At 50.8% G+C, this 21,465-nt stretch carries 20 protein-coding genes; 6 read left to right on the top strand and 14 right to left on the bottom strand.

The annotated features are described in order from the left end of the window. Window positions 1-10: 10 nt before the first annotated feature. Window positions 11-673 (top strand): exodeoxyribonuclease X, encoded by a 663-nt coding sequence (gene exoX / locus RHD99_RS09935; RefSeq protein WP_309878637.1) that lies wholly within the window; start codon window positions 11-13, stop codon window positions 671-673. Here exoX and ptrB read toward each other — a convergent pair. From ptrB to RHD99_RS09920, 3 genes are all read right to left on the bottom strand, one after another. After that, window positions 670-2,727: an oligopeptidase B gene (ptrB, locus tag RHD99_RS09930; protein ID WP_309878636.1), complete on the bottom strand. Its 2,058-nt coding sequence runs from the start codon at window positions 2,725-2,727 to the stop codon at window positions 670-672. The two genes, exoX and ptrB, sit on opposite strands and share 4 nt — an antisense overlap. Window positions 2,728-2,820: 93 nt before the next feature. After that, window positions 2,821-3,504: a tellurite resistance TerB family protein gene (locus RHD99_RS09925; protein WP_309878635.1), complete on the bottom strand. Its 684-nt coding sequence runs from the start codon at window positions 3,502-3,504 to the stop codon at window positions 2,821-2,823. A gap of 117 nt (window positions 3,505-3,621) precedes the next feature. After that, window positions 3,622-3,966: a YebG family protein gene (locus RHD99_RS09920; protein WP_309878633.1), complete on the bottom strand. Its 345-nt coding sequence runs from the start codon at window positions 3,964-3,966 to the stop codon at window positions 3,622-3,624. 137 nt (window positions 3,967-4,103) lie between these two features. Here RHD99_RS09920 and purT point away from each other — a divergent pair, with 137 nt between their 5' ends. After that, entirely contained in the window at window positions 4,104-5,282 is a 1,179-nt protein-coding gene (purT, locus tag RHD99_RS09915) for a formate-dependent phosphoribosylglycinamide formyltransferase (RefSeq protein WP_309878632.1), read from the top strand. A gap of 166 nt (window positions 5,283-5,448) precedes the next feature. Here the strand turns inward: purT and kdgA are convergent, their stop codons facing one another. The 3 genes from kdgA to zwf form a co-directional block, all read right to left on the bottom strand. After that, the gene (kdgA, locus tag RHD99_RS09910) at window positions 5,449-6,087 is read right to left on the bottom strand and encodes a bifunctional 4-hydroxy-2-oxoglutarate aldolase/2-dehydro-3-deoxy-phosphogluconate aldolase (RefSeq protein WP_309878631.1); all 639 of its coding nucleotides are present in this window, start codon (window positions 6,085-6,087) and stop codon (window positions 5,449-5,451) included. 63 nt (window positions 6,088-6,150) lie between these two features. After that, on the bottom strand, window positions 6,151-7,962 hold the full coding sequence (gene edd / locus RHD99_RS09905) for a phosphogluconate dehydratase (protein WP_183269563.1): 1,812 nt from the start codon (window positions 7,960-7,962) through the stop codon (window positions 6,151-6,153). Window positions 7,963-8,340: 378 nt separating this feature from the next. Beyond that, complete coding sequence (gene zwf, locus RHD99_RS09900; RefSeq protein WP_183269564.1) at window positions 8,341-9,816, bottom strand: glucose-6-phosphate dehydrogenase; 1,476 nt, start codon at window positions 9,814-9,816, stop codon at window positions 8,341-8,343. Window positions 9,817-10,230: 414 nt separating this feature from the next. Here zwf and RHD99_RS09895 point away from each other — a divergent pair, with 414 nt between their 5' ends. Both RHD99_RS09895 and pyk read left to right on the top strand, forming a co-directional pair. Beyond that, complete coding sequence (locus tag RHD99_RS09895) at window positions 10,231-11,100, top strand: MurR/RpiR family transcriptional regulator (protein WP_183269565.1); 870 nt, start codon at window positions 10,231-10,233, stop codon at window positions 11,098-11,100. 131 nt (window positions 11,101-11,231) lie between these two features. Continuing rightward, window positions 11,232-12,674, top strand: coding sequence for a pyruvate kinase (pyk, locus tag RHD99_RS09890; protein WP_183269566.1), 1,443 nt, complete (start codon window positions 11,232-11,234; stop codon window positions 12,672-12,674). A gap of 41 nt (window positions 12,675-12,715) precedes the next feature. On the opposite strand, the gene lpxM is transcribed toward pyk, so the two are convergent. From lpxM to znuA, 3 genes are all read right to left on the bottom strand, one after another. Next, the gene (gene lpxM, locus RHD99_RS09885; RefSeq protein WP_309878629.1) at window positions 12,716-13,690 is read right to left on the bottom strand and encodes a lauroyl-Kdo(2)-lipid IV(A) myristoyltransferase; all 975 of its coding nucleotides are present in this window, start codon (window positions 13,688-13,690) and stop codon (window positions 12,716-12,718) included. Between the two features lie 123 nt (window positions 13,691-13,813). Beyond that, the gene (gene mepM / locus RHD99_RS09880; protein ID WP_309878628.1) at window positions 13,814-15,136 is read right to left on the bottom strand and encodes a murein DD-endopeptidase MepM; all 1,323 of its coding nucleotides are present in this window, start codon (window positions 15,134-15,136) and stop codon (window positions 13,814-13,816) included. 15 nt (window positions 15,137-15,151) lie between these two features. Next, a complete protein-coding gene (znuA, locus tag RHD99_RS09875) occupies window positions 15,152-16,096 on the bottom strand; it encodes a zinc ABC transporter substrate-binding protein ZnuA (protein WP_183269569.1) in 945 nt (314 codons plus the stop codon). A gap of 79 nt (window positions 16,097-16,175) precedes the next feature. Between znuA and znuC the strand changes: the two genes are divergently transcribed. Together znuC and znuB are read left to right on the top strand one after the other, a co-directional pair. Beyond that, window positions 16,176-16,931, top strand: coding sequence for a zinc ABC transporter ATP-binding protein ZnuC (znuC, locus tag RHD99_RS09870; RefSeq protein ID WP_309878626.1), 756 nt, complete (start codon window positions 16,176-16,178; stop codon window positions 16,929-16,931). Next, complete coding sequence (gene znuB, locus RHD99_RS09865) at window positions 16,928-17,713, top strand: zinc ABC transporter permease subunit ZnuB (RefSeq protein ID WP_309878625.1); 786 nt, start codon at window positions 16,928-16,930, stop codon at window positions 17,711-17,713. Before znuC ends, znuB begins: the two co-directional genes overlap by 4 nt. Before the next feature lie 141 nt (window positions 17,714-17,854). On the opposite strand, the gene ruvB is transcribed toward znuB, so the two are convergent. The 5 genes from ruvB to nudB form a co-directional block, all read right to left on the bottom strand. Next, the gene (ruvB, locus tag RHD99_RS09860; protein ID WP_309878624.1) at window positions 17,855-18,865 is read right to left on the bottom strand and encodes a Holliday junction branch migration DNA helicase RuvB; all 1,011 of its coding nucleotides are present in this window, start codon (window positions 18,863-18,865) and stop codon (window positions 17,855-17,857) included. A 23-nt stretch (window positions 18,866-18,888) separates the two neighbouring features. Further along, window positions 18,889-19,500: a Holliday junction branch migration protein RuvA gene (ruvA, locus tag RHD99_RS09855; protein ID WP_183269573.1), complete on the bottom strand. Its 612-nt coding sequence runs from the start codon at window positions 19,498-19,500 to the stop codon at window positions 18,889-18,891. A gap of 73 nt (window positions 19,501-19,573) precedes the next feature. Further along, complete coding sequence (ruvC, locus tag RHD99_RS09850; protein ID WP_034496011.1) at window positions 19,574-20,095, bottom strand: crossover junction endodeoxyribonuclease RuvC; 522 nt, start codon at window positions 20,093-20,095, stop codon at window positions 19,574-19,576. A 43-nt stretch (window positions 20,096-20,138) separates the two neighbouring features. Continuing rightward, the gene (locus RHD99_RS09845; RefSeq protein ID WP_034496310.1) at window positions 20,139-20,882 is read right to left on the bottom strand and encodes a YebC/PmpR family DNA-binding transcriptional regulator; all 744 of its coding nucleotides are present in this window, start codon (window positions 20,880-20,882) and stop codon (window positions 20,139-20,141) included. A 147-nt stretch (window positions 20,883-21,029) separates the two neighbouring features. Continuing rightward, window positions 21,030-21,464 (bottom strand): dihydroneopterin triphosphate diphosphatase, encoded by a 435-nt coding sequence (gene nudB, locus RHD99_RS09840; RefSeq protein WP_309878622.1) that lies wholly within the window; start codon window positions 21,462-21,464, stop codon window positions 21,030-21,032. Between the last annotated feature and the right edge of the window lies 1 nt (window position 21,465).

Here is a 21,465-nt window from a genome sequence, read left to right as displayed (position 1 = left end):
TGGAGTGAGTATGCTGCGCATTATTGATACGGAAACCTGCGGTTTGCAGGGGGGCGTGGTGGAAGTTGCATCCGTCGATATCGTCAATGGTGAGATTGTTAATCCGATGAGTGATCTGGTGCGCCCGTATCGCCCAATCAGCCACCAGGCTATGGCCATTCACAAGATCACCGAAGAGATGGTGGCGGACAAGCCGTGGATTGAAGATGTCATTCCGCGCTATTACGGTAGCCCTTATTATGTCGCCCATAATGCCAGTTTTGACCAACGCATGTTACCTGAAATGCCTGACAGCGAATGGATTTGTACCGTAAAACTGGCCCGTCGTTTATGGCCAGGCATCAAATACAGCAACATGGGTTTGTATAAATCTCTCAAGCTTGAGGTTGAAACGCCTGCCGGGCTTTATCATCACCGCGCACTGTTTGATTGCTATATTACCGCCGCTTTGCTGTTACGGATAATGAATGAATCCGGCTGGACACCGGACCAAATGGTGACCATTACTGGCCGCCCGGCACTGGTATCCACCATGGCGTTTGGAAAATATCGCGGCAAACCGATTGCTGAAATCGCAGAACAAGATCCGGGCTATTTACGCTGGATGTTAAATAACATCAAAGAATTAGCTCCGGATCTCAGAATGACGTTGAAGCATTACCTCGAAAGTTAATGTGAACGCCCTGGTAAGGTCCCTTGCGCCAGGGCAATCAAGAAAGCAAATTCCAGTGCCACGCCTTCGTAAGATTTAAAGCGCCCTGACTTCCCACCATGCCCTGCATCCATATCGGTACACAGCAGCAATAAATTATCGTCGGTACGCGTCTCGCGAAGTTTTGCTACCCATTTTGCCGGTTCCCAATATTGCACCTGCGAATCATGCAAACCGGTGGTCACCAGTAAATGTGGATACGCTTGTGGGGCTATCTGGTCATATGGGCTGTATTGTTTGATGTAGCGGTAGTACTCAGGGTCTTGGGGATTTCCCCACTCCTCAAACTCACCCGTCGTGAGCGGAATCGACTCATCAAGCATCGTAGTCAGCACGTCAACAAAAGGCACCTGTGCGACGACGCCATGGAACAGCTCGGGCCGCATGTTGATTGCCGCGCCGACGAGTAATCCGCCTGCACTTCCCCCCATGGCATACAGCAAGTTTTCGTCACCATAGCCCAGTTTGAGTAAGGAATCGCACACATCAAGATAGTCATTGAAGGTGTTCATTTTCTTCAGATACTTGCCATCTTCGTACCATTGCTGGCCCAGCTCGCCCCCTCCCCGCACATGCGCTATCGCAAAGACAAAGCCACGATCTAGCAGGCTCAAACGGCTGCTACTGAAATCAGCGTCCATGCTGCTGCCATACGAACCGTAGCCGTAAACCAGTAGCGGATTTTTCCCGCGCTTGAAATGTTCGCGGTGATAAACCAGGGAAACCGGAACTTGTACGCCATCCCGCACCGTGACCCATAAGTGTTCGCTTCGGTAATGGCTGGACTCAAAACCCGCAACTTCAGTTTGTTTAATCACGCGCCGCTCGCCGGTATCCATATCCAGTTCAAACAACGTATCGGGCGTCGTCATTGACGAATAGCCATAACGCAGGCGCGAAGATTCTGGTTCGGGGTTGTGACCAACCCAAGTCACATACGCTGGGTCATCAAAGGCAATACCGGTCACTTCATGTGTTTTGCGGTTGATTTGGCGCAGGCTGGTCAGCCCCTGTTGGCGTTCTTCGACAACTAACCAATCTGTAAATAGGGTAAACCCTTCGAGCATCACCTGTTCGCGCGGCGGGATAAGCACTTCCCATTGATTTTCATCACGCACTTTCGTGCGATACAAACCAAAATTTTTACCCTCGCGGTTTGAGCGCAGGTAGAAGTTGTGCTGGAAATGATCGAGCGTGTATTCATGATCTTTGCGGCGCGGTGCAAAACTCTGCGGCTGTGCATCCACCAGTTCCGCATCCAACAACAGGACTTCACTGGTCGTCGCACTGCTCAGATAAATTAAGACAAAGTGCTTCGACGTCGTTTTATGCACGCTGACATAAAACATTTCGTCTTTTTCTTCGTAAACCAACTCGTCATCGGTAGAAGGATGCCCTACGGTATGCCGCCACACCTGGTACGGCAGCAGCGTTTTAGGATGTTTGCGAACATAGTAGAGCGTGGCGGAATCGTTCGCCCAGACAAAACTACTCGAAACATTATCCAGTACTTCCGGATACCAGTTCCCGGTTTCGAGGTTGCGGAAGCGTAAGCCGTACTGGCGACGTGAGAGAAAATCTTCCGCCAACGCCATCACAGTATTATCTGGCGTGATGCTCATTCCGCCCATGGTGTAAAACTCACTGTGGGCAGCACGGCGGTTACCGTCGACCAGCACGCTCCACTCGTCCCACTCGCTGAGCATCACTGACTGGCGTTGATAGATGGCGTATTCATTGCCGGTTTCAAAAACCTGACGGTAGCGATAACCATTTTGCGTATAGGGCGCGGAAACATCGTGCTGTGGGATACGGTCGATCATCTCTTTGAGCAGGCTATCCTGTAATGCCTGTTGCGTGCTCATCACCTGTCGGCCGTAGTCATTCTCCTGATGAAGATAATCAAGTACCTGTTCATCGGTGCGATCGTCATCGCGTAACCAATAATAGTTGTCGATGCGGGTATCACCCTGCGTGGTCAGGGTATGCGGTATTTTTTTAGCTTTAGGTGGCATGTCGGTATTCATTTTTGAGTTAACACCCTGTAAGGGTGGCAAATTCAGGCAGGCTTGCAAGCGTAACGTGGGATTTTGAGGAAAATGCCGGGATTAACCCGGCAGATTGAGTTTCTGTTGCTGAATATCCTGTTCGATGCCGTTACGCACATCTTGTGGAATTTTTAGGGCATCACCCAACGCATTGAGATAACTGCGTTCCATAAAGTGGTCGATGTCGATTGCAGCGCAGCTAAGGAAATAAAGTTCCAGCGCTTCTTCTTCGTTATTAACGCCTTGAACCAAACGCTGCGGATCAAGCGGTTGATCGATAGCCTGTTGGATCAGGGTACGGCCTGCCTCTTCAACACCAGCATCACGTAACTGCTGTTCGATTATCTGTCGTTCTTTGTCATCAATGTGGCCGTCACTCTTGGCGGCGAATACCAGTGCCATCACCAGGCGTTGCGTCCGCACATCGATTGGCGATTGTTGCTGCCCAAAATGCGGTTCCCCCTGATGGGCATCACGGACGCGATCTTTATATTTGCTCCACAACACGCTTCCGGCGACAGCGCCACCGCCGACCAGTAATGCGCTGGTCCCGTATTTTGTCAGTAATTTACGTGATGATTTACTTGCCAGTAGTAGCCCTGCTAAGCCACCCAGTGCGCCAGGCACCAGTAATTTACTCAGCCCCTGAGGAGAGGGTGAGGATGGATTCTGTGCGGATTGATTCTGGCCGGACTGCGTCGCTTGTCCCAGCATAGACTGAAGCTGCTGTAACCAATTGCTCATGAGAGACACCCTTTTTACGGAACTTAACAACTGAGGTTAAGCGAAAGGCTGTCAAGAAGTGTCTGACCAGACTAAAGATGAGAAAAGAAACGCGCCGGTATCCCGACGCGACAAAACTTAGGCGGCTTTAGTGCGCTTACGCGGATGCTCGGTCACTTTATCGTCAGTAACCGCTTCCCCGATGGTGTCTTCAGGCGCTTCTTCCGCTGGTGCTACAGTATCCAACTCCGGCAATTTGCCACTTTTGAGCACGGTGGAAAGCACATCTTTGTTTTCTGCCATCCACATCGCCAGCACATCATTTTGGCCTTCTTCGAGAGCTATAGGGCTGTGAGTGAGCCAGTCACTCAACACTTCTGCCAGATCGAGCATTTTGTCATAGGCGTCTGCGTCCTTTTTACTGGCAAATGACATTTTTTCTTGCCCCTCTCGTACAACAACGTATTTGATTTCAACCGCCATCTTGCAGCTCCGGTTTAACTGTTTATTTAAACAGTATAATAATATTGTCCTTGCATCGCAAGCGGGAAAGTCGCTGCGTACGCAAACGTTTTCGTTTATAATTCGCCGGTCTATTTTTCCGTTTGGGTATACAGATTATGTCAATGTTGGGAACAGCGCTTCGTCCTTCAGCTACTCGTGTAATGTTGTTGGGTTCGGGTGAATTAGGAAAAGAAGTGGCGATTGAGTGTCAGCGCCTGGGTCTGGAAGTGATTGCTGTTGATCGTTACGCCGACGCCCCTGCGATGCATGTCGCGCACCGTAGCCATGTCATTAATATGCTGGATGGTGCTGAGCTTAAAAAGCTAGTCGCCGCAGAAATGCCCGATTTTATTGTTCCCGAAATTGAAGCCATTGCCACAGATATGCTGGTTGAGCTTGAGAAGCAAGGCCAGAACGTCGTGCCATGCGCAAGAGCCACCCAACTCACGATGAACCGCGAAGGTATTCGCCGTCTGGCGGCTGAAGAGCTGGCTATTCCTACATCCAGTTATCGTTTTGCCGATAGCGAAACCGCATTCTTGCAAGCGGTCGAAGAAATTGGTCTGCCTTGTATCGTGAAACCCGTAATGAGTTCTTCCGGTAAAGGGCAAAGCTTTATCCGCACAGCCGATCAGTTAGCCAAAGCCTGGGAGTACGCTCAACTTGGCGGTCGTGCCGGTAAAGGGCGTGTGATAGTCGAAGGCGTAGTGAATTTTGATTTTGAAATCACTCTCTTGACCATCAACGCAATCGATGGCGTGCATTTCTGTGCACCCATTGGTCATCGCCAGGAAGACGGTGATTATCGTGAGTCCTGGCAGCCGCAGAAAATGAGCGATACCGCCCTTGCCCGTGCGCAAGAAATCGCCGAGAAAGTGGTGAAAGCGTTGGGGGGTTATGGGCTATTTGGCGTCGAGCTATTCGTTTGTGGCGATGAGGTTATTTTCAGCGAAGTCTCCCCTCGCCCACACGATACCGGCATGGTGACACTGATTTCTCAAGATTTGTCAGAGTTCGCCTTGCATGTTCGCGCATTCCTTGGCCTGCCCATTGGCGATATCCGCCAGTATGGTCCCGCTGCGTCTGCGGTGATCCTTCCGGAATTAGTCAGCGATAACGTGCAGTATGGCAATGTAGGTGCAGCGCTTGGCGCGGGTTTGCAGGTGCGTCTGTTTGGTAAACCAGAAATCAGCGGTAAACGACGTATGGGTGTCGCTCTGGCAACAGGTTCCAGCGTGGAAGATGCCATTGCGCGTGCCATTGCGGCAACCAAAGCGGTAAACGTTAAAGGATAAAAAAATCCCCGCTCTTTCGAGCGAGGATTCATCTGCAATATCTATAACACAAGATCATTCGAGTTGTAGGAAGGCGGCAAGATAATGAATCCCCGGGAGCATAGGTAACTATGTGACCGGGGTGAATTATCGTAGCCAACGCATCTACAGCTCGAAGGATAAAGTGTTATTTAGCGCCTTCGACTGCTTCGCGAGCGAGAGTAGTAATACGATCGTAATCACCCGCTTCCAACGCATCTGCTGGAACCAACCAGGAACCACCGATACACAGAACGCTTTTCAGCGCCAGGTAGTCACGGTAGTTAGCCGGAGAGATACCGCCAGTTGGGCAGAAACGAACCTGAGAGAATGGACCCGCGATTGCTTGCAGAGCTTTGGTGCCGCCGTTCGCTTCAGCCGGGAAGAATTTGAATTCTTTCAAGCCGTAGTCCATACCCAGCATCAGTTCAGAAACAGTGCTGATACCAGGGATCAATGGGATGGTGCCTTCAGTTGCTGCTTTCAGCAACGGCTCAGTCAGGCCTGGGCTGATAGCAAACTGCGCGCCAGCTTCGGTCACTTCTGCCAGTTGTTGTGGGTTCAAAACAGTACCCGCACCGATAATCGCTTCTGGTACTTCTTTCGCAATTGCACGGATAGCGTCCATTGCACATGGTGTACGCAGAGTCACTTCCAGAACGCGTACGCCGCCAGCCACTAATGCTTTAGCCATTGGTACTGCGTGTTCCAGTTTGTTGACTACGATAACCGGAACGACTGGTCCTGTTTTCAGGATCTGTTCCGCAGTAGTTTTCCAATTTTTCATCTAAAAGCCTCTTCAACCAACTTTATCATTCATTTCCAGTGCGGCAGTTGCTACATCTGGTCCTTAAAATTTAATGCAGGTCGCGCCCTGTTCCGCGCCAGATAACTGTTCGCGTAACGCGCTAAATAATTCACGGCCGGTTCCAACGCGATCCGCGCTGAGATCCGGGTGGTATGCAGTGCGTTTTTCCAACTCGGCATCATCGACCAGCAATGTCAGTTCACCCGTTTGACCGTTGACGCGAATCATATCGCCATCACGGACTTTTGCCAGCAGCCCACCATCATAAGCTTCTGGGGTAACATGGATTGCAGAGGGCACCTTTCCTGACGCGCCCGATAGCCGTCCATCAGTGACTAACGCAATTTTGAAACAGCGGTCCAATAATACCCCAAGTGGCGGCATAAGTTTATGTAATTCTGGCATGCCATTCGCTTTTGGCCCTTGATGACGCACAACCACCACGCAATCGCGGTCAAGAAGGCCTGCTTCAAACGCAGGTAAAACATCATGCTGGCTTTCAAAGATGACCGCTGGCGCTTCGATAATTTGGTTTTCCACCGGAACCGCTGACGTTTTCATGACGGCGCGACCGAGATTACCACTAAGCACTTTGGTGCCGCCGTGTTTGGAGAAAGGTTTTTCAAAGGTCGCGATAACATCAGTATCAAGTGCCGTTGTTGCACCTTCACGCCACGCAAGTTGTCCGTTATCCAGCCACGGTTCCATGGTGTAGTGATGCAGGCCAAAGCCCGCGACGGTATTGACATCTTCATGCAGCAAACCACCTTTGAGCAATTCGCGCATCAGCACAGGTACACCGCCCGCGGCCTGGAAGTGGTTGATGTCAGCCGGGCCGTTCGGGTACAAACGCGCCAGTAACGGCACGACATCAGAAAGATCAGAGAAATCATCCCAGTTAATGATGATACCTGCCGCACGCGCCATCGCGACCAGGTGCATAGTGTGGTTGGTTGAACCGCCGGTCGCTAACAACGCGACAATGCCATTTACTACCACTTTTTCATCAATCATTTTACCGATTGGCATCCACTCGTTGCCATTGCCGGTAAGACGTGTCACCTGGCGTGCCGCTGCAGCCGTTAACTCATGGCGCAGAGGGGCATCTGGATGAACGAAAGAAGATCCCGGCAACTGCATCCCCATGAACTCAACCACCATTTGGTTGGTGTTGGCGGTACCGTAAAATGTACAGGTACCCGGCGCATGATAAGACGCGGCCTCAGACTCGAGTAATGCCAGACGGTCAACTTTGCCTTCTGCATAAAGCTGACGAATGCGTACTTTCTCTTTATTCGCTAAACCGCTGGCCATTGGGCCTGACGGTACAAATACCGCAGGTAAATGGCCAAATGAGAGTGCAGCCATGGTCAAACCGGGGACGATTTTGTCGCATACGCCAAGGTACAGTGCGCCGTCGAACATATTGTGTGACAGACCAATAGCCGTAGACATCGCGATAATCTCGCGACTGAGCAGCGACAACTCCATACCATCCTGGCCTTGAGTCACGCCATCGCACATGGCTGGCACGCCACCCGCAACCTGACCGACAGCACCCACAGAATGCAGCGCTTTACGGATTTGGTCAGGGTAATACTCATACGGTTGATGCGCAGAGAGCATGTCGTTATAGGAGGTAATGATCGCAATGTTGTTACGCAACATGCTCTTGAGCGCAGCTTTATCATCCGGCTGGCAAGCAGCAAAGCCATGGGCCAAATTCCCGCACGCCAACTCAGAACGATGGACGGTGTTGGACTTCGCTTTTTCTATGCGGGCCAGATAATTTTCGCGGGTCTGGAGAGAGCGTTCAACGATACGTTTTGTTACGCGTAACAAAATTGGATTCATAACAGATCCTCTTTAAAGTGGCTGCCGTCGCTTTGGGCAGGTGGTCGACATTACCGGCTCATTTTCTTTGTGTGAGGCGGCTATCCGCACCATCAGGGCAAAATCGCTTCAGCTAGTGTAAATAAAAAAGCCCTGCTGGTGAATCCAGTCAGGGCTTTTATATTGAAAAAATTACACCTCTTTGGTGTTAGATCATGTTACCGGTAAAATCCAAATCCTTTGTTACACGTTTTTTACGAAACCTGACCGTTTTAATACCCAAGCATCTTCGAGTTGCAGGAAGGCGGCAAACGAACAAATCCCGATGAGCTTACATTAGTAAGTGATTCGGGTGAGTGAGAGCAGCCAACACACCTGCAACTTGAAGGGCGACGGGTATTACTCGAACTCGTTCCACGAACGGCCGTCTCGCGTAATCATCGCCACCGATGCTACCGGCCCCCAGGTACCTGCCTGGTAAGGTTTAGGCGCATCGTTATCAGCAGCCCACGCTTCAGTGATTGAGTCGACCCATTTCCACGCTTCTTCTACTTCATCACGACGCACGAACAGCGCCTGAATACCGCGCATGGTTTCCAGCAGCAGGCGCTCGTACGCATCTGCCAGATGAGACTCGTTGAAGGTTTCGGAGTAGCTCAGATCCAGTTTGGTGGTTTGCAGGTTGTGCTTGTGATCAAGTCCAGGCACTTTGTTGAGCACCTGAATATCCACGCCTTCATCTGGCTGCAGACGGATGGTGAGTTTGTTCTGCGGTAAGTCCTGCCAGGAATCTTTAAACAGATTCAGCGCCGGGCTCTTGAAGTAGACCACGACTTCAGAGCATTTGGTTGGCAGACGCTTCCCGGTACGCAGGTAGAACGGCACGCCAGCCCAACGCCAGTTGTCGATATCCACACGGATAGCCACAAACGTTTCGGTACCGCTTGATTTGTTCGCGCCCTCTTCTTCCAGGTAGCCAGGGACTTTTTTACCCTGCACAAAACCGGATGTGTACTGGCCACGAACTGTTTTCTCACGCACATTGCTGCGATCGATGCGGCGTAGTGATTGCAGAACTTTCACTTTTTCGTCGCGGATATGGTCGGCCGTAAGGTCTGACGGCGGTGACATGGCAATCATGCACAGGATTTGCAGCAAGTGGTTTTGAATCATGTCGCGCATCTGCCCGGCTTGATCAAAGTAACCCCAGCGCCCCTCAATACCGACTTCTTCAGCAACCGTGATTTCCACGTGATCGATAGTCTTGTTATCCCAATTATTAGCAAACAGGGAGTTAGCAAAACGCAGCGCCAGCAAGTTCAGTACCGTTTCTTTGCCTAAATAGTGGTCGATACGGTAGACCTGGCACTCTTCAAAGTATTCGCCGACCTGGTCGTTGATTTGCTGAGAAGTAACAAGCGAGGTGCCGAGTGGTTTTTCCATCACCACGCGAGCAGGTTTGGCGTTAAGTTTCGCCTTACCCAGACCTTTACAGATTGCGCCAAAAGTACTTGGCGGCATCGCAAAATAGTTGATAGTGACGCGGTTTTGCTGATCGAGCATCTTACCGAGTTTGGTAAAAGCCGCAGTGTCATTCACATCCAGATTGCAAAAATCAAGACGGCCGCTCAATTTATCCCAGAGGCTTTCGTCGATCTTTTCCTTCATAAAGGTTTCGATCGCCTCACGCACCACTTTGGTATAGGCCTCTTTATCCCAGTCTGCGCGGCCCACGCCCAGGATACGTGTATCCGGGTGGATCTGCCCCGCCTTTTCCAACTGATATAAGGATGGCAGCAGTTTCCGACGCGCAAGGTCGCCTTTTGCACCGAAAATCACCAGGTCACATGCCTGAGCTGTCTGTGTTACCGCCATGTTTAATCTCCTCGTTTCGGATGTCCGGGATTACCCATCATACTTCTCGCTGCAGGGTGTTGGCTGCCACTCGAATGACTTTGGGTATGCACCGGCCCGTTTGTAATTTTATTACAGAACAATGTACTGCTTTTGGTGAATCCAGGTAAACCATTGCCGATTAATTGATCGTATTTTCTGGCAACCCTTGCCCGTCAGAGCCACTTTTCGCGATGTGTCGTGGAATTTTCTGACGATTTGTTGTCGATGTATATCATGCCTAAAGTTAGACACTGATCATGTAATGAAAAAAAACAACATCATTACACCGATTAACTTGCCCCTTCACTGAATGGCAAGCGTATATTCTTGCTAAATCGTGCCACGATTTCTCCTTTTATAGAAATCGACAAAATCCATGAGTGCCGGACACCTATGAATATGCTGGACAAAATCCAGTCCCAACTGGAACACCTTAGCAAATCAGAACGTAAAGTCGCAGAAGTGATTATAACCGCACCGCAAGATGCCATTCATTCAAGCATTGCCACTCTCGCCCGCATTGCTGAAGTTAGCGAACCGACCGTCAACCGCTTCTGCCGCCGCCTTGAAACAAAAGGCTTCCCGGATTTTAAATTACATTTGGCGCAAAGTCTGGCGAATGGCACTCCTTATGTAAACCGGAATGTTGATGAAGACGATAGCGTTGAAGCTTATACCGGAAAAATCTTCGAATCTGCCATGGCAAGCCTTGACCAGGTGCGGCAATCACTGGATATGGCTGCAGTCAATCGCGCCGTAGATTTGCTCACGCAAGCCAAGAAAATAGCGTTCTTTGGTTTGGGTTCTTCGGCTGCCGTCGCACATGATGCGATGAATAAATTCTTTCGTTTTAATGTGCCGGTTATCTATTCCGACGATGTCGTTTTACAGCGCATGAGCTGCATGAATTGCAGTGAAGAAGACGTTGTCGTGCTGATTTCACATACCGGTCGCACTAAAAATCTGGTTGAACTGGCGCAACTGGCACGCGAAAACGATGCGATTGTGCTGGCGATAACCTCAGAAGGTTCCCCACTGGCTCGCGAAGCGACCCTCTCTTTGCTGCTGGACGTACCGGAAGATACCGATATTTATATGCCGATGGTCTCCCGCCTTGCGCAATTGACGGTGATTGACGTGCTGGCAACGGGTTTTACTTTACGCCGCGGCGCGAAATTCAGAGATAACTTGAAGCGAGTCAAAGAAGCGCTCAAGGAATCGCGTTTTGATAAGGGAATGTTCGTCTCTGGCGAAAGCTCGTAAGATTTTATAACAAAGCTGTAACTTTTTAGGTCATTCGGTTAAGTTGTTGTTTTGCGTTTTTCAACGCATTCCGATTCACCGAATCTTTTGTTAACGCAACACCAAAGTTGTTTCAGTCAACGGAGTAATACATGTCCAGACGGCTACGTAGAACCAAAATCGTTACCACCTTAGGCCCGGCTACCGATCGCGACAATAATCTGGAAAAGATTATTGCAGCTGGCGCAAACGTGGTGCGTATGAACTTTTCCCATGGCACCGCAGAAGATCATCAGATCCGTGCTGATAAAGTTCGTGAAATCGCCGCGAAACTGGGTCGCCATGTCGCTATTCTGGGCGATTTGCAAGGTCCAAAGATTCGTGTCTCTACCTTTAAAGAAGGTAAAGTCTTCCTGAATATCGGTGACAAATTCCTGCTTGATGCCAACCTGGGTAAAGGTGAAGGCGACAAAGAAAAAGTGGGTATCGACTATAAAGGTCTGCCAGCGGACGTCGTCACAGGTGACATCCTGCTTCTTGATGATGGCCGTGTGCAGTTAAAAGTACTCGACGTTCAGGGTATGAAAGTGTTCACAGAAGTCACCGTAGGTGGCCCACTGTCGAACAACAAAGGTATCAACAAACTGGGTGGCGGCCTGTCAGCCGAAGCGCTGACCGATAAAGACAAAGCCGACATTATTACTGCGGCTAAAATCGGTGTCGATTATCTGGCTGTATCCTTCCCGCGTTGTGGCGAAGACCTGAACTACGCACGCCGCCTGGCGCGTGATGCGGGTTGTGACGCGAAGATTGTCGCAAAAGTTGAACGTGCTGAAGCAGTATGCGACGAAGCGGCGATGGACGACGTTATCCTGGCATCTGATGTGGTCATGGTTGCTCGTGGCGACCTGGGTGTCGAAATCGGCGATCCTGAGTTGGTCGGTATTCAGAAGACCCTGATTCGCCGTGCACGTAAACTGAACCGTGCGGTGATCACAGCGACTCAGATGATGGAGTCGATGATCACCAACCCAATGCCAACGCGCGCCGAAGTGATGGACGTTGCGAACGCCGTTCTCGATGGTACTGATGCGGTTATGTTGTCTGCGGAAACAGCAGCGGGCCAATACCCGGCTGAAACCGTTGCGGCGATGGCGCGTGTTTGCCTGGGTGCTGAAAAAATCCCAAGCATCAACGTATCTAAACACCGTCTGGACGTGCAGTTCGACAACGTTGAAGAAGCGATTGCGATGTCTGCCATGTATGCGGCAAACCACCTGAAAGGTGTTACCGCGATTATTACCATGACAGAATCAGGCCGCACTGCGTTGATGACCTCCCGTATCAGCTCCGGTTTGCCTATTTTCGCCATGTCTCGCCATGAGCGCACGCTGAACCTCACCTCTTTGTACCGTGGTGTGACGCCAGTGCATTTCGATAGTCCAAGCGACGGCGTTGCTGCAGCAAACGATGCGGTAAATCTGCTGCGCGATAAAGGCTACCTGATTTCTGGTGATCTGGTTATCGTTACTCAGGGCGATGTGATGAGTACCATTGGTACAACCAACACAACGCGCATCCTGTGTGTTGAGTAATTCAACCGCAGTATGAAAAAAGGGGCCATTTGGCCCCTTTTTTATTTCTTTGGATAGAGCTCTTTGCGGCGGTAGGGTTCGATCTCCCCTTCTTTGCGAGTTTTGAGCAATTTTAAAATCCAGGTGTATTGTTCCAGATTCGGCCCCACCAAAATCTCGACCTCTTCATTCATACGGCGCGCAATGGTGTTGTCGTCCGCATCGACTAAGTCGTCCATCGGTGGACGAATATGAATATCTAAACGGTGAGTTTTGCTGTTATACACCGGGAACAAAGGCACAACTCGTGCGCGTGCTACCTTCATCAAACGACCGATTGCGGGCAGCGTCGCTTTATACGTTCCGAAGAAATCGACGAACTCGCTGTGTTCAGCACCGTGATCCTGATCTGGCAGATAATATCCCCAATATCCCTGACGCACTGAGCTGATAAACGGTTTAATCCCATCGTTACGCGCATGCAGCCGGCCACCGAAACGGCGGCGCACTGTGTTCCACATGTAGTCAAATAATGGATTGCCCTGGTTATGGAACATGGCGGCCATTTTTTGCCCCTGCGACGCAAGTAACATCGCGGGAATATCCACTCCCCATCCGTGTGGCACCAGGAAAATCACATTTTCTTCGCGTTGCTTAAGCCCGTCGATGATCTCTTTGCCGTGCCAGTCAACGCGCTGCATGACCTTTTTCGGATCTTTAAGCGCCAACTCCGCCATCATCACCATCGCCTGAGGGGCAGTGGCAAACATTTCGTCGATAACCGCTTCACGAGCGGCTTCCGGCATCTCAGGGAAACAATACAGCAAGTTAATTTGCGCGCGGCGGCGGGCACTTTTACCAAAGCGCCCCGCAATACGTCCTACTTTGCCCAGCAGGGGATCGCGGAGAGACGGCGGTAACATTGCCAGTCCTGCGAAAGCGCCAACGCCTAGCCAGGCGCCCCAAAATTTCGGGTGCAAGAAGGCCTTTTGAAATTCAGGAATGAACTCACTGTGACTTTTTTTTGCTTTTTCCATGCATATTCTCAGTACAGCATCAAATCATTGATGACATGAATTTGTAAGTATCTTAGCGGTGTAATGCCTTTCAGACAAAGAAAAAGCCGGTCACTGGGTACCGGCTTCGTTCACAGCGCTGGATTAATTCAAACTGAGCTGTGGTGTGACTTCACGAACCTGAGCCAGATATTCGTTACGATCCGAGCCTGTCAGCCCTTCGGTACGTGGCAGTTTCGCCGTCAACGGATTCACCGCTTGCTGGTTGACCCACACTTCATAATGCAAATGTGGACCGGTAGAACGGCCAGTATTCCCTGACAGAGCGATACGATCACCGCGCTTCACTTTCTGCCCCGGTGTCACTAACAGTTTCTTCAGATGCATGTAACGGGTGGTATACGAACGCCCGTGGCGGATAGCAACAAAGTAACCTGCCGCACCACTACGTTTTGCCATCACCACTTCACCATCACCGACGGCCAACACAGGAGTACCTTGCGGCATCGCAAAATCGACACCTTTATGCGGTGCAACGCGCCCGGTTACCGGGTTAAGGCGACGAGGATTAAAGTTTGACGAAATACGGAACTGTTTGGCCGTAGGGAAACGCATAAAGCCTTTCGCCAGTCCTGAACCGCTTCTGTCATAGAACTTGCCGTCTTCTGCGCGAATTGCATAGTAATCTTTACCGCTACTGCGCAGACGCACACCAACCAAATGGCTTTGTTCACGTTTACCATCAAGTATCTCACGTGACATCAGCACCGCGAACTGATCGCCTTTCTTCAGTTTACGGAAATCCATTTGCCACTGCATGGCCTTGATTACACCGCTTATTTCAGCGCTGGTTAATCCTGCTTCTTTCGCGCTACTCACGAAACTATTGCCCACTGTGCCTTTCAACACATTGTTAACCCATTCGCCTTGCTGCATTTCGCTGCTGAGCTTAAAGGTACTGCCTGAACGGTCGTAGGTGCGTGTTTCACGGCGTGACATTTCCCACGTCAGACGCTGTAGCTCACCATCGTCATTTAACGTCCAGGAAAGTTGCTGACCGATTTTCAGGTTACGCAGGTCTTTATCCACGGCAGCAAGCTGGCTGATATCACCCATATCAATGCCGTACTGGTTTAGGATGCTGCTAAGCGTATCCCCGGTAGAGACGTCATACTCATGAACCCCCTTTTCACCGGCGGTTTTATCGTCCAGTTCATCTTGTGGAATGGTATCGTCTTCAGCGTCCGGAGACTGGTCTAACGGCTCACTGGCTTCAGGAAGTAACGAACGAATATCGTTTTTCTCAAGCTCAATGGTTTTGATAACAGGGCTGGCTTCAGGATGATAGACGTACGGTCGCCAAACAGCGACCGCAAGTGTAAGAACTGTAAGAGACCCCAGCATAACGCGGTGGGGCCGGGACAAATTGTCGAATGCCAGGGCGACAGAGCGGGCTATCTGTTGCACGTATTCACTTCCTCATTAATCTCCTTTCAGGCAGCTCGCATATTGGTTCGCAAGCCCGTTCAAAAACTGCATGTAGCTGTCTTTGCCGAGCTTAACCTCAATCCCCAGTGGGTCCAGCGTTCCGGAACGGACGTTAGTACCACGGGCAACGGCATTAATCACTGCTGGCCTGAATTGTGGTTCAGCAAAAACGCACACGGCTTTTTGCTCAACCAACTGTGTTCTGATGTCATGTAAACGCTGCGCACCGGGTTGGATTTCAGGGTTCACGGTAAAATGGCCAAGTGGCGTCAGACCGTAATGTTTTTCAAAGTAGCCATAAGCGTCGTGAAAAACGAAATACCCTTTTCCTTTGAGCGGCGCGAGCACGCTACCAACTTGCTTATCGATGTTGGCTAATCCTAACTCGAAAGATTGCAAGTTGGCGTCAAGTTTGGCCTTATTTTGGGGCATAAGTTCCACTAATTTATCGTGGATTGCAACCGCTGACAGCCGCGCTACCTCTGGCGAGAGCCAAATATGCATGTTGTATTCACCATGATGGTGATTTGCGTCACTATTTTCGTCTGAATGGTCATGTCCTTCATGCCCATGGTCATCATCATCATCGCCTTTCATGAGCAACGGTTGCACACCCGGCAAAGCCGCCAGTTGCACTTGTTTTTGTTCAGCTAATTGATTTACCGACTTCTGCATGAAGGCTTCCATTTCTGGGCCTACCCATACGACTAAGTCCGCGCTTTGTAAGCGTTTTACATCAGATGGACGAAGTGCATAATCATGCTCTGAGGCACCATCCGGGAGTAAAATTTCCGTTGGCGTGACGCCGTCTGCGATCGCGGCGGCAATAAAACCTAATGGCTTGATAGAGGCAACAACCGCCGCCTGCGCGGGCACGGCTGCAGCTGCCGTCAAAGCAGTTGTTAAAGCTGCGCAAAGAAATGCGTTTTTATGTAACATAATGCGACTTATCATCGTTATGAATATTGGATGTGTGATATTATAACATCCGCTAACTTCTGCAACCCCTGAAATCGTCATGACAAATCTGGTATCACTGGAAAATATCTCTGTTTCTTTCGGACAACGACGTGTGCTGTCTGATATTTCACTCGACCTCAAGCCTGGCCGCATTCTGACGCTGCTGGGTCCAAACGGCGCAGGAAAATCAACGCTAGTTCGCGTGGTGCTTGGTCTGGTAGCGCCTGATGAAGGTGTTATCAAGCGAGATCGCGATTTGCGTATCGGTTATGTGCCACAAAAGTTGCATCTGGATGCCACCCTGCCCCTTACGGTAAGCCGCTTTATGCGTCTGCGCCCAGGCGTGAAAAAAGCGGATATTTTACCCGCGCTAAAACGCGTTCAGGCCGCTCATTTGATTGAAGCCCCCATGCAAAAACTGTCCGGCGGCGAGAATCAACGCGTTCTGCTGGCGCGGGCGTTACTTAATCAACCGCAATTATTGGTACTTGATGAACCGACGCAAGGCGTTGATGTTAATGGACAACTGGCGCTGTATAACCTGATTGATCAGTTGCGTCATGAACTTAACTGCGCGGTAATGATGGTTTCCCACGACCTGCACTTAGTGATGGCAAAAACTGACGATGTGTTGTGTCTCAACTATCATATTTGCTGTTCGGGTACGCCAGAAGTGGTGTCCATGCACCCTGAATTTATTTCGATGTTTGGCCAGCGTGGCGCTGAACAACTGGGGATTTATCGTCATCACCATAACCACCGTCACGATCTTACCGGACGCATTGTTCTGCGCAGAGGGAACGGCCAGTCATGATTGAATTGTTGTTACCCGGCTGGCTTGCCGGGATATTGCTTGCGTGCGCTGCGGGTCCACTTGGCTCGTTTGTCGTCTGGCGTCGAATGTCCTACTTTGGCGATACCCTCGCCCACGCGTCTTTATTAGGCGTTGCGTTTGGGTTATTGCTTAACATCAATCCCTTTTATGCCGTCATTGCGGTAACGCTGTTGCTGGCGTTAGGCCTGGTCTGGCTCGAGAAACGTCCGCATCTGGCGCTAGATACCTTGTTAGGCATTATGGCGCACAGTGCGTTGTCGCTGGGGCTGGTGGTCGTGAGTTTGATGTCTAACGTGCGTGTCGATTTGATGGCGTATCTGTTTGGCGATCTTCTTTCGGTAACAATGCCGGATATTATCTCTATCGGCCTTGGCGTTGCAGTGGTCGTTGGCGTACTGCTCTGGCAATGGCGCAACCTGTTGTCGATGACCATTAGCCCGGATCTTGCCCATGTTGATGGCGTTAACCTTCAACGGGTGAAGATGTTGCTGATGCTGGTGACAGCATTGACTATCGGCGTGGCGATGAAATTCGTTGGGGCTTTGATTATTACTTCGCTGTTGATTATCCCGGCCGCGACTGCGCGTCGTTTTGCACGTACACCTGAGCAGATGGCAGGTTTTTCGGTGCTTATCGGTATGCTTTCCGTGACAGGCGGGCTGACATTTTCGGCGTTTTATGACACGCCTGCGGGGCCTTCAGTGGTGCTGAGTTCGGCGGTTTTGTTTATTTTGAGTATGGCTAAGAAGCAAGCGGCTTAAAACCATCCTCACCCTAACCCTCTCCTTGAAGGAGAGGGGAATTCCCACCCTCACCGCAACCCTCTCCTTGAAGGAGAGGGGAATTTCACCACCCTCACCTGAACTATCTCCCTGATGTGGAGGGGAAAACATTCATTAAAATTACGGCTGCGCTGGCGGCACAATTCCAAAGTGAGTCCAGGCTCTGGGTGTCGCAATACGGCCTCGTGGGGTACGTTGCAAGAAACCCTGCTGAATAAGGAAAGGTTCCAGAACGTCTTCAATGGTTTCGCGTTCTTCACCAATAGCGGCTGCGAGGTTGTCCAGCCCGACGGGGCCACCAAGGAATTTATCTATCACCGCCAGCAGCAACTTACGGTCCATATAGTCAAACCCTTCGGTATCGACATTCAGCATATCCAGCGCCTGAGAAGCAATTTCCTGGCTAATGGTGCCGTCATGACGCACTTCCGCAAAATCACGCACACGACGCAATAAACGGTTGGCGATACGTGGTGTACCACGTGCACGGCGTGCGACTTCCAGCGCACCCTCTTCGCTCATCTCAAGCCCCAATACGCTGGCACTGCGGCCCACGATATGCTGCAAATCGGCGACCTGATAAAACTCGAGCCGTTGAACAATACCGAAACGGTCACGCAATGGTGATGTCAGAGAGCCCGCACGCGTTGTCGCGCCAATCAGAGTGAAAGGTGGCAAGTCGATTTTAATTGAACGCGCAGCCGGCCCCTCACCAATCATGATATCGAGTTGGTAATCTTCCATCGCCGGGTACAGCACTTCTTCAACGACTGGCGACAGACGATGGATTTCATCAATAAACAAAACGTCGTGAGGTTCGAGATTGGTCAACATCGCGGCCAGGTCACCCGCTTTTTCCAGCACCGGACCGGAAGTGGTGCGCAGGTTCACGCCCATTTCATTCGCAACGATATTGGCAAGTGTGGTTTTACCCAAGCCAGGAGGGCCGAAAATTAACAGATGATCGAGCGCATCCCCACGCAGTTTTGCCGCCTGGATAAATATCTCCATTTGCGAGCGCACCTGCGGCTGGCCGACGTAATCTGCCAGAAATCGCGGGCGGATTGCGCGGTCAATTAATTCGTCGGGGGTGATGGTGTCTGGCGATACCAGACGGTCTGCTTCAATCATCCGTTACTCTACCTCTAAGGACTTCAAAGTGCTGCGCGGAGTGCTTCGCGGATCAGCGTTTCACAATCAGCACCGGCACGCCCTACTTTGCTGATCATCCGACTCGCTTCCTGTGGTTTATAGCCCAGCGAGACCAGTGCAGCAACCGCTTCCGCTTCTGCGTCGTCAGCTACTCCGCTATCCGGAGCCGTCAGAACCAGGTCAGTTGCAGGCGTAAACAGATCGCCATGCATCCCTTTAAAGCGGTCTTTCATTTCGACAATCAAACGCTCAGCGGTCTTTTTACCCACGCCCGGCAGCTTGACCAACGAACCAATTTCTTCGCGTTCGACAGCATTCACAAACTGTTGTGCAGACATACCGGAGAGAATCGCTAACGCCAGTTTCGGCCCCACACCATTCACTTTGATAAGCTCGCGGAACAGCGTGCGTTCTTGTTTATTATTGAAACCGTAGAGCAATTGCGCGTCTTCACGTACCACAAACTGAGTAAAGACAATCGCCTCTTTACCGATTTCTGGTAATTCGTAGAAACAGGTCATTGGCATATGGACTTCATACCCTACGCCACCCACTTCCATGAGTACCAGCGGCGGCTGTTTTTCCAGGATGATGCCTCTCAAACGTCCAATCACAATACTACTCCCACGGTTGCACTAAAAATTTTGCCTATCATATAAAAAAGGCTGGATGAATATCCAGCCCTATTTATTTTAATCGCCCTCGCGACAAATTTAATCGCGTGTCACTCATCTGCATCGAGTTTTGCGTGACATGACAATGCGTGATGGCAATGGCCAACGCATCCGCCGCATCCGCTTGCGGGTTGGCAGAGAGTTTCAGCAAGGTGCGCACCATGTGTTGCACCTGGCTTTTCTCCGCGCTCCCGATACCGACCACCGTCTGTTTTACCTGACGAGCTGCGTATTCGAAAACGGGAAGATCATGGTTTACCGCTGCAACAATTGCCGCGCCACGAGCCTGTCCGAGTTTCAGTGCAGAATCGGCATTCTTAGCCATAAATACGGATTCGATAGCGAAGTATTCAGGCTGGAATTGGGTGATGATTTCGCTCACCCCCGCGTAGATAAGCTTCAAACGCGAGGGTAAGTCGGTAACCTGAGTACGAATACAGCCACTACCCAAATAAGTTAGCTGCCGACCGGTCTGGCGAATCACGCCGTAACCGGTAACGCGTGACCCCGGATCAATGCCGAGAATAATCGCCATCACGCGCCGCCCATAAACAGGTTTACGGTTTCAGACAACTTCATTATAAAGTTGCCGCAACCTCGTCAGAGATCTCACCGTTGTGATAAACCTCTTGCACGTCATCGCAGTCTTCCAACATGTCGATAAGGCGCATCAGCTTCGGTGCCGTTTCCGCGTCCATATCCGCTTTGGTGGATGGGATCATGGAGATTTCTGCTTCGTCGGCTTTCAGACCTGCGGCTTCCAGTGCGTCACGGACTGCACCCATTTCTTCCCAGGCAGTGAACACGTCGATTGCGCCGTCGTCATAGGAAACAACGTCTTCGGCACCGGCTTCAAGAGCAGCTTCCATCACGGTGTCTTCATCTTTGCCCGGTGCATAGGAGATAACGCCTTTTTTGGTGAACAGATAGGCTACAGAGCCGTCAGTTCCCAGATTACCGCCACATTTGTTGAACGCATGGCGCACTTCTGCCACGGTACGGTTGCGGTTGTCGCTCAGGCACTCAACCATGACCGCAGAACCACCAGGACCGTAACCTTCATAAATGATGGTTTCCATGTTGGTATCTTCATCGCCACCCACACCACGCGCAATCGCACGGTTTAAGGTGTCACGCGTCATGTTGTTGGATAACGCTTTATCAATCGCTGCACGCAGACGCGGGTTAGAACCTGGATCGCCGCCGCCCAGACGGGCTGCTGTGACCAGCTCGCGAATGATTTTGGTAAAGATCTTGCCGCGTTTAGAATCTTGTGCTGCTTTGCGGTGCTTTGTGTTAGCCCACTTACTATGACCTGCCATAAAAATATCTCCAATTCCCTTCGTCTTTTAGCTCTCAGTTGCGTTGGCTGCACCCGCTCACACCCATCACTGACTCAAGTCAGCTCAGGGTGACTCTCGGTCTTGCCGCCTTCCTGAGAACTAAAATTCTTGGGATAACTCATTACGTTAAATTACAAACTCTTCTATCGCTTGCCGGTTGCTCCACGATTTTGTCATGGCAGCCGCAGCTTGTGCGTCTGTCCACTCCCAGGCCAGATGTTCCGAAATGGTAATCGGCCGTTCGTGAGGCAGCGCAAGACAGAACCAATATTCTGTGTTGTGCGTAATTCCCGGCGCATAGCGATGACGCAAATGTGTAAAAATCTCGAATTCCACGCAGCGTTGGCAGTCATTCAAGGTCAGATGCTCTGACTCAATGTCGATATCGACCTCTTCCTTTACTTCACGCTGCGCGGCATACAGCGCGGTTTCACCCTCTTCTATACTGCCGGTGACCGACTGCCAGAATTCAGGATCGTCGCGCCGCTGTAGCATCAGCACCCGTTTCGTGTCCTGCGCATAAATCACCACTAACACTGAGACGGGATGCTTATAAGCCATT

This window comes from Buttiauxella selenatireducens, assembly GCF_031432975.1.
GTDB lineage: Bacteria > Pseudomonadota > Gammaproteobacteria > Enterobacterales > Enterobacteriaceae > Buttiauxella > Buttiauxella selenatireducens.
Note: the sequence above shows the minus strand (reverse complement) of the source record. Positions and strands in the feature narration are given on the sequence as shown.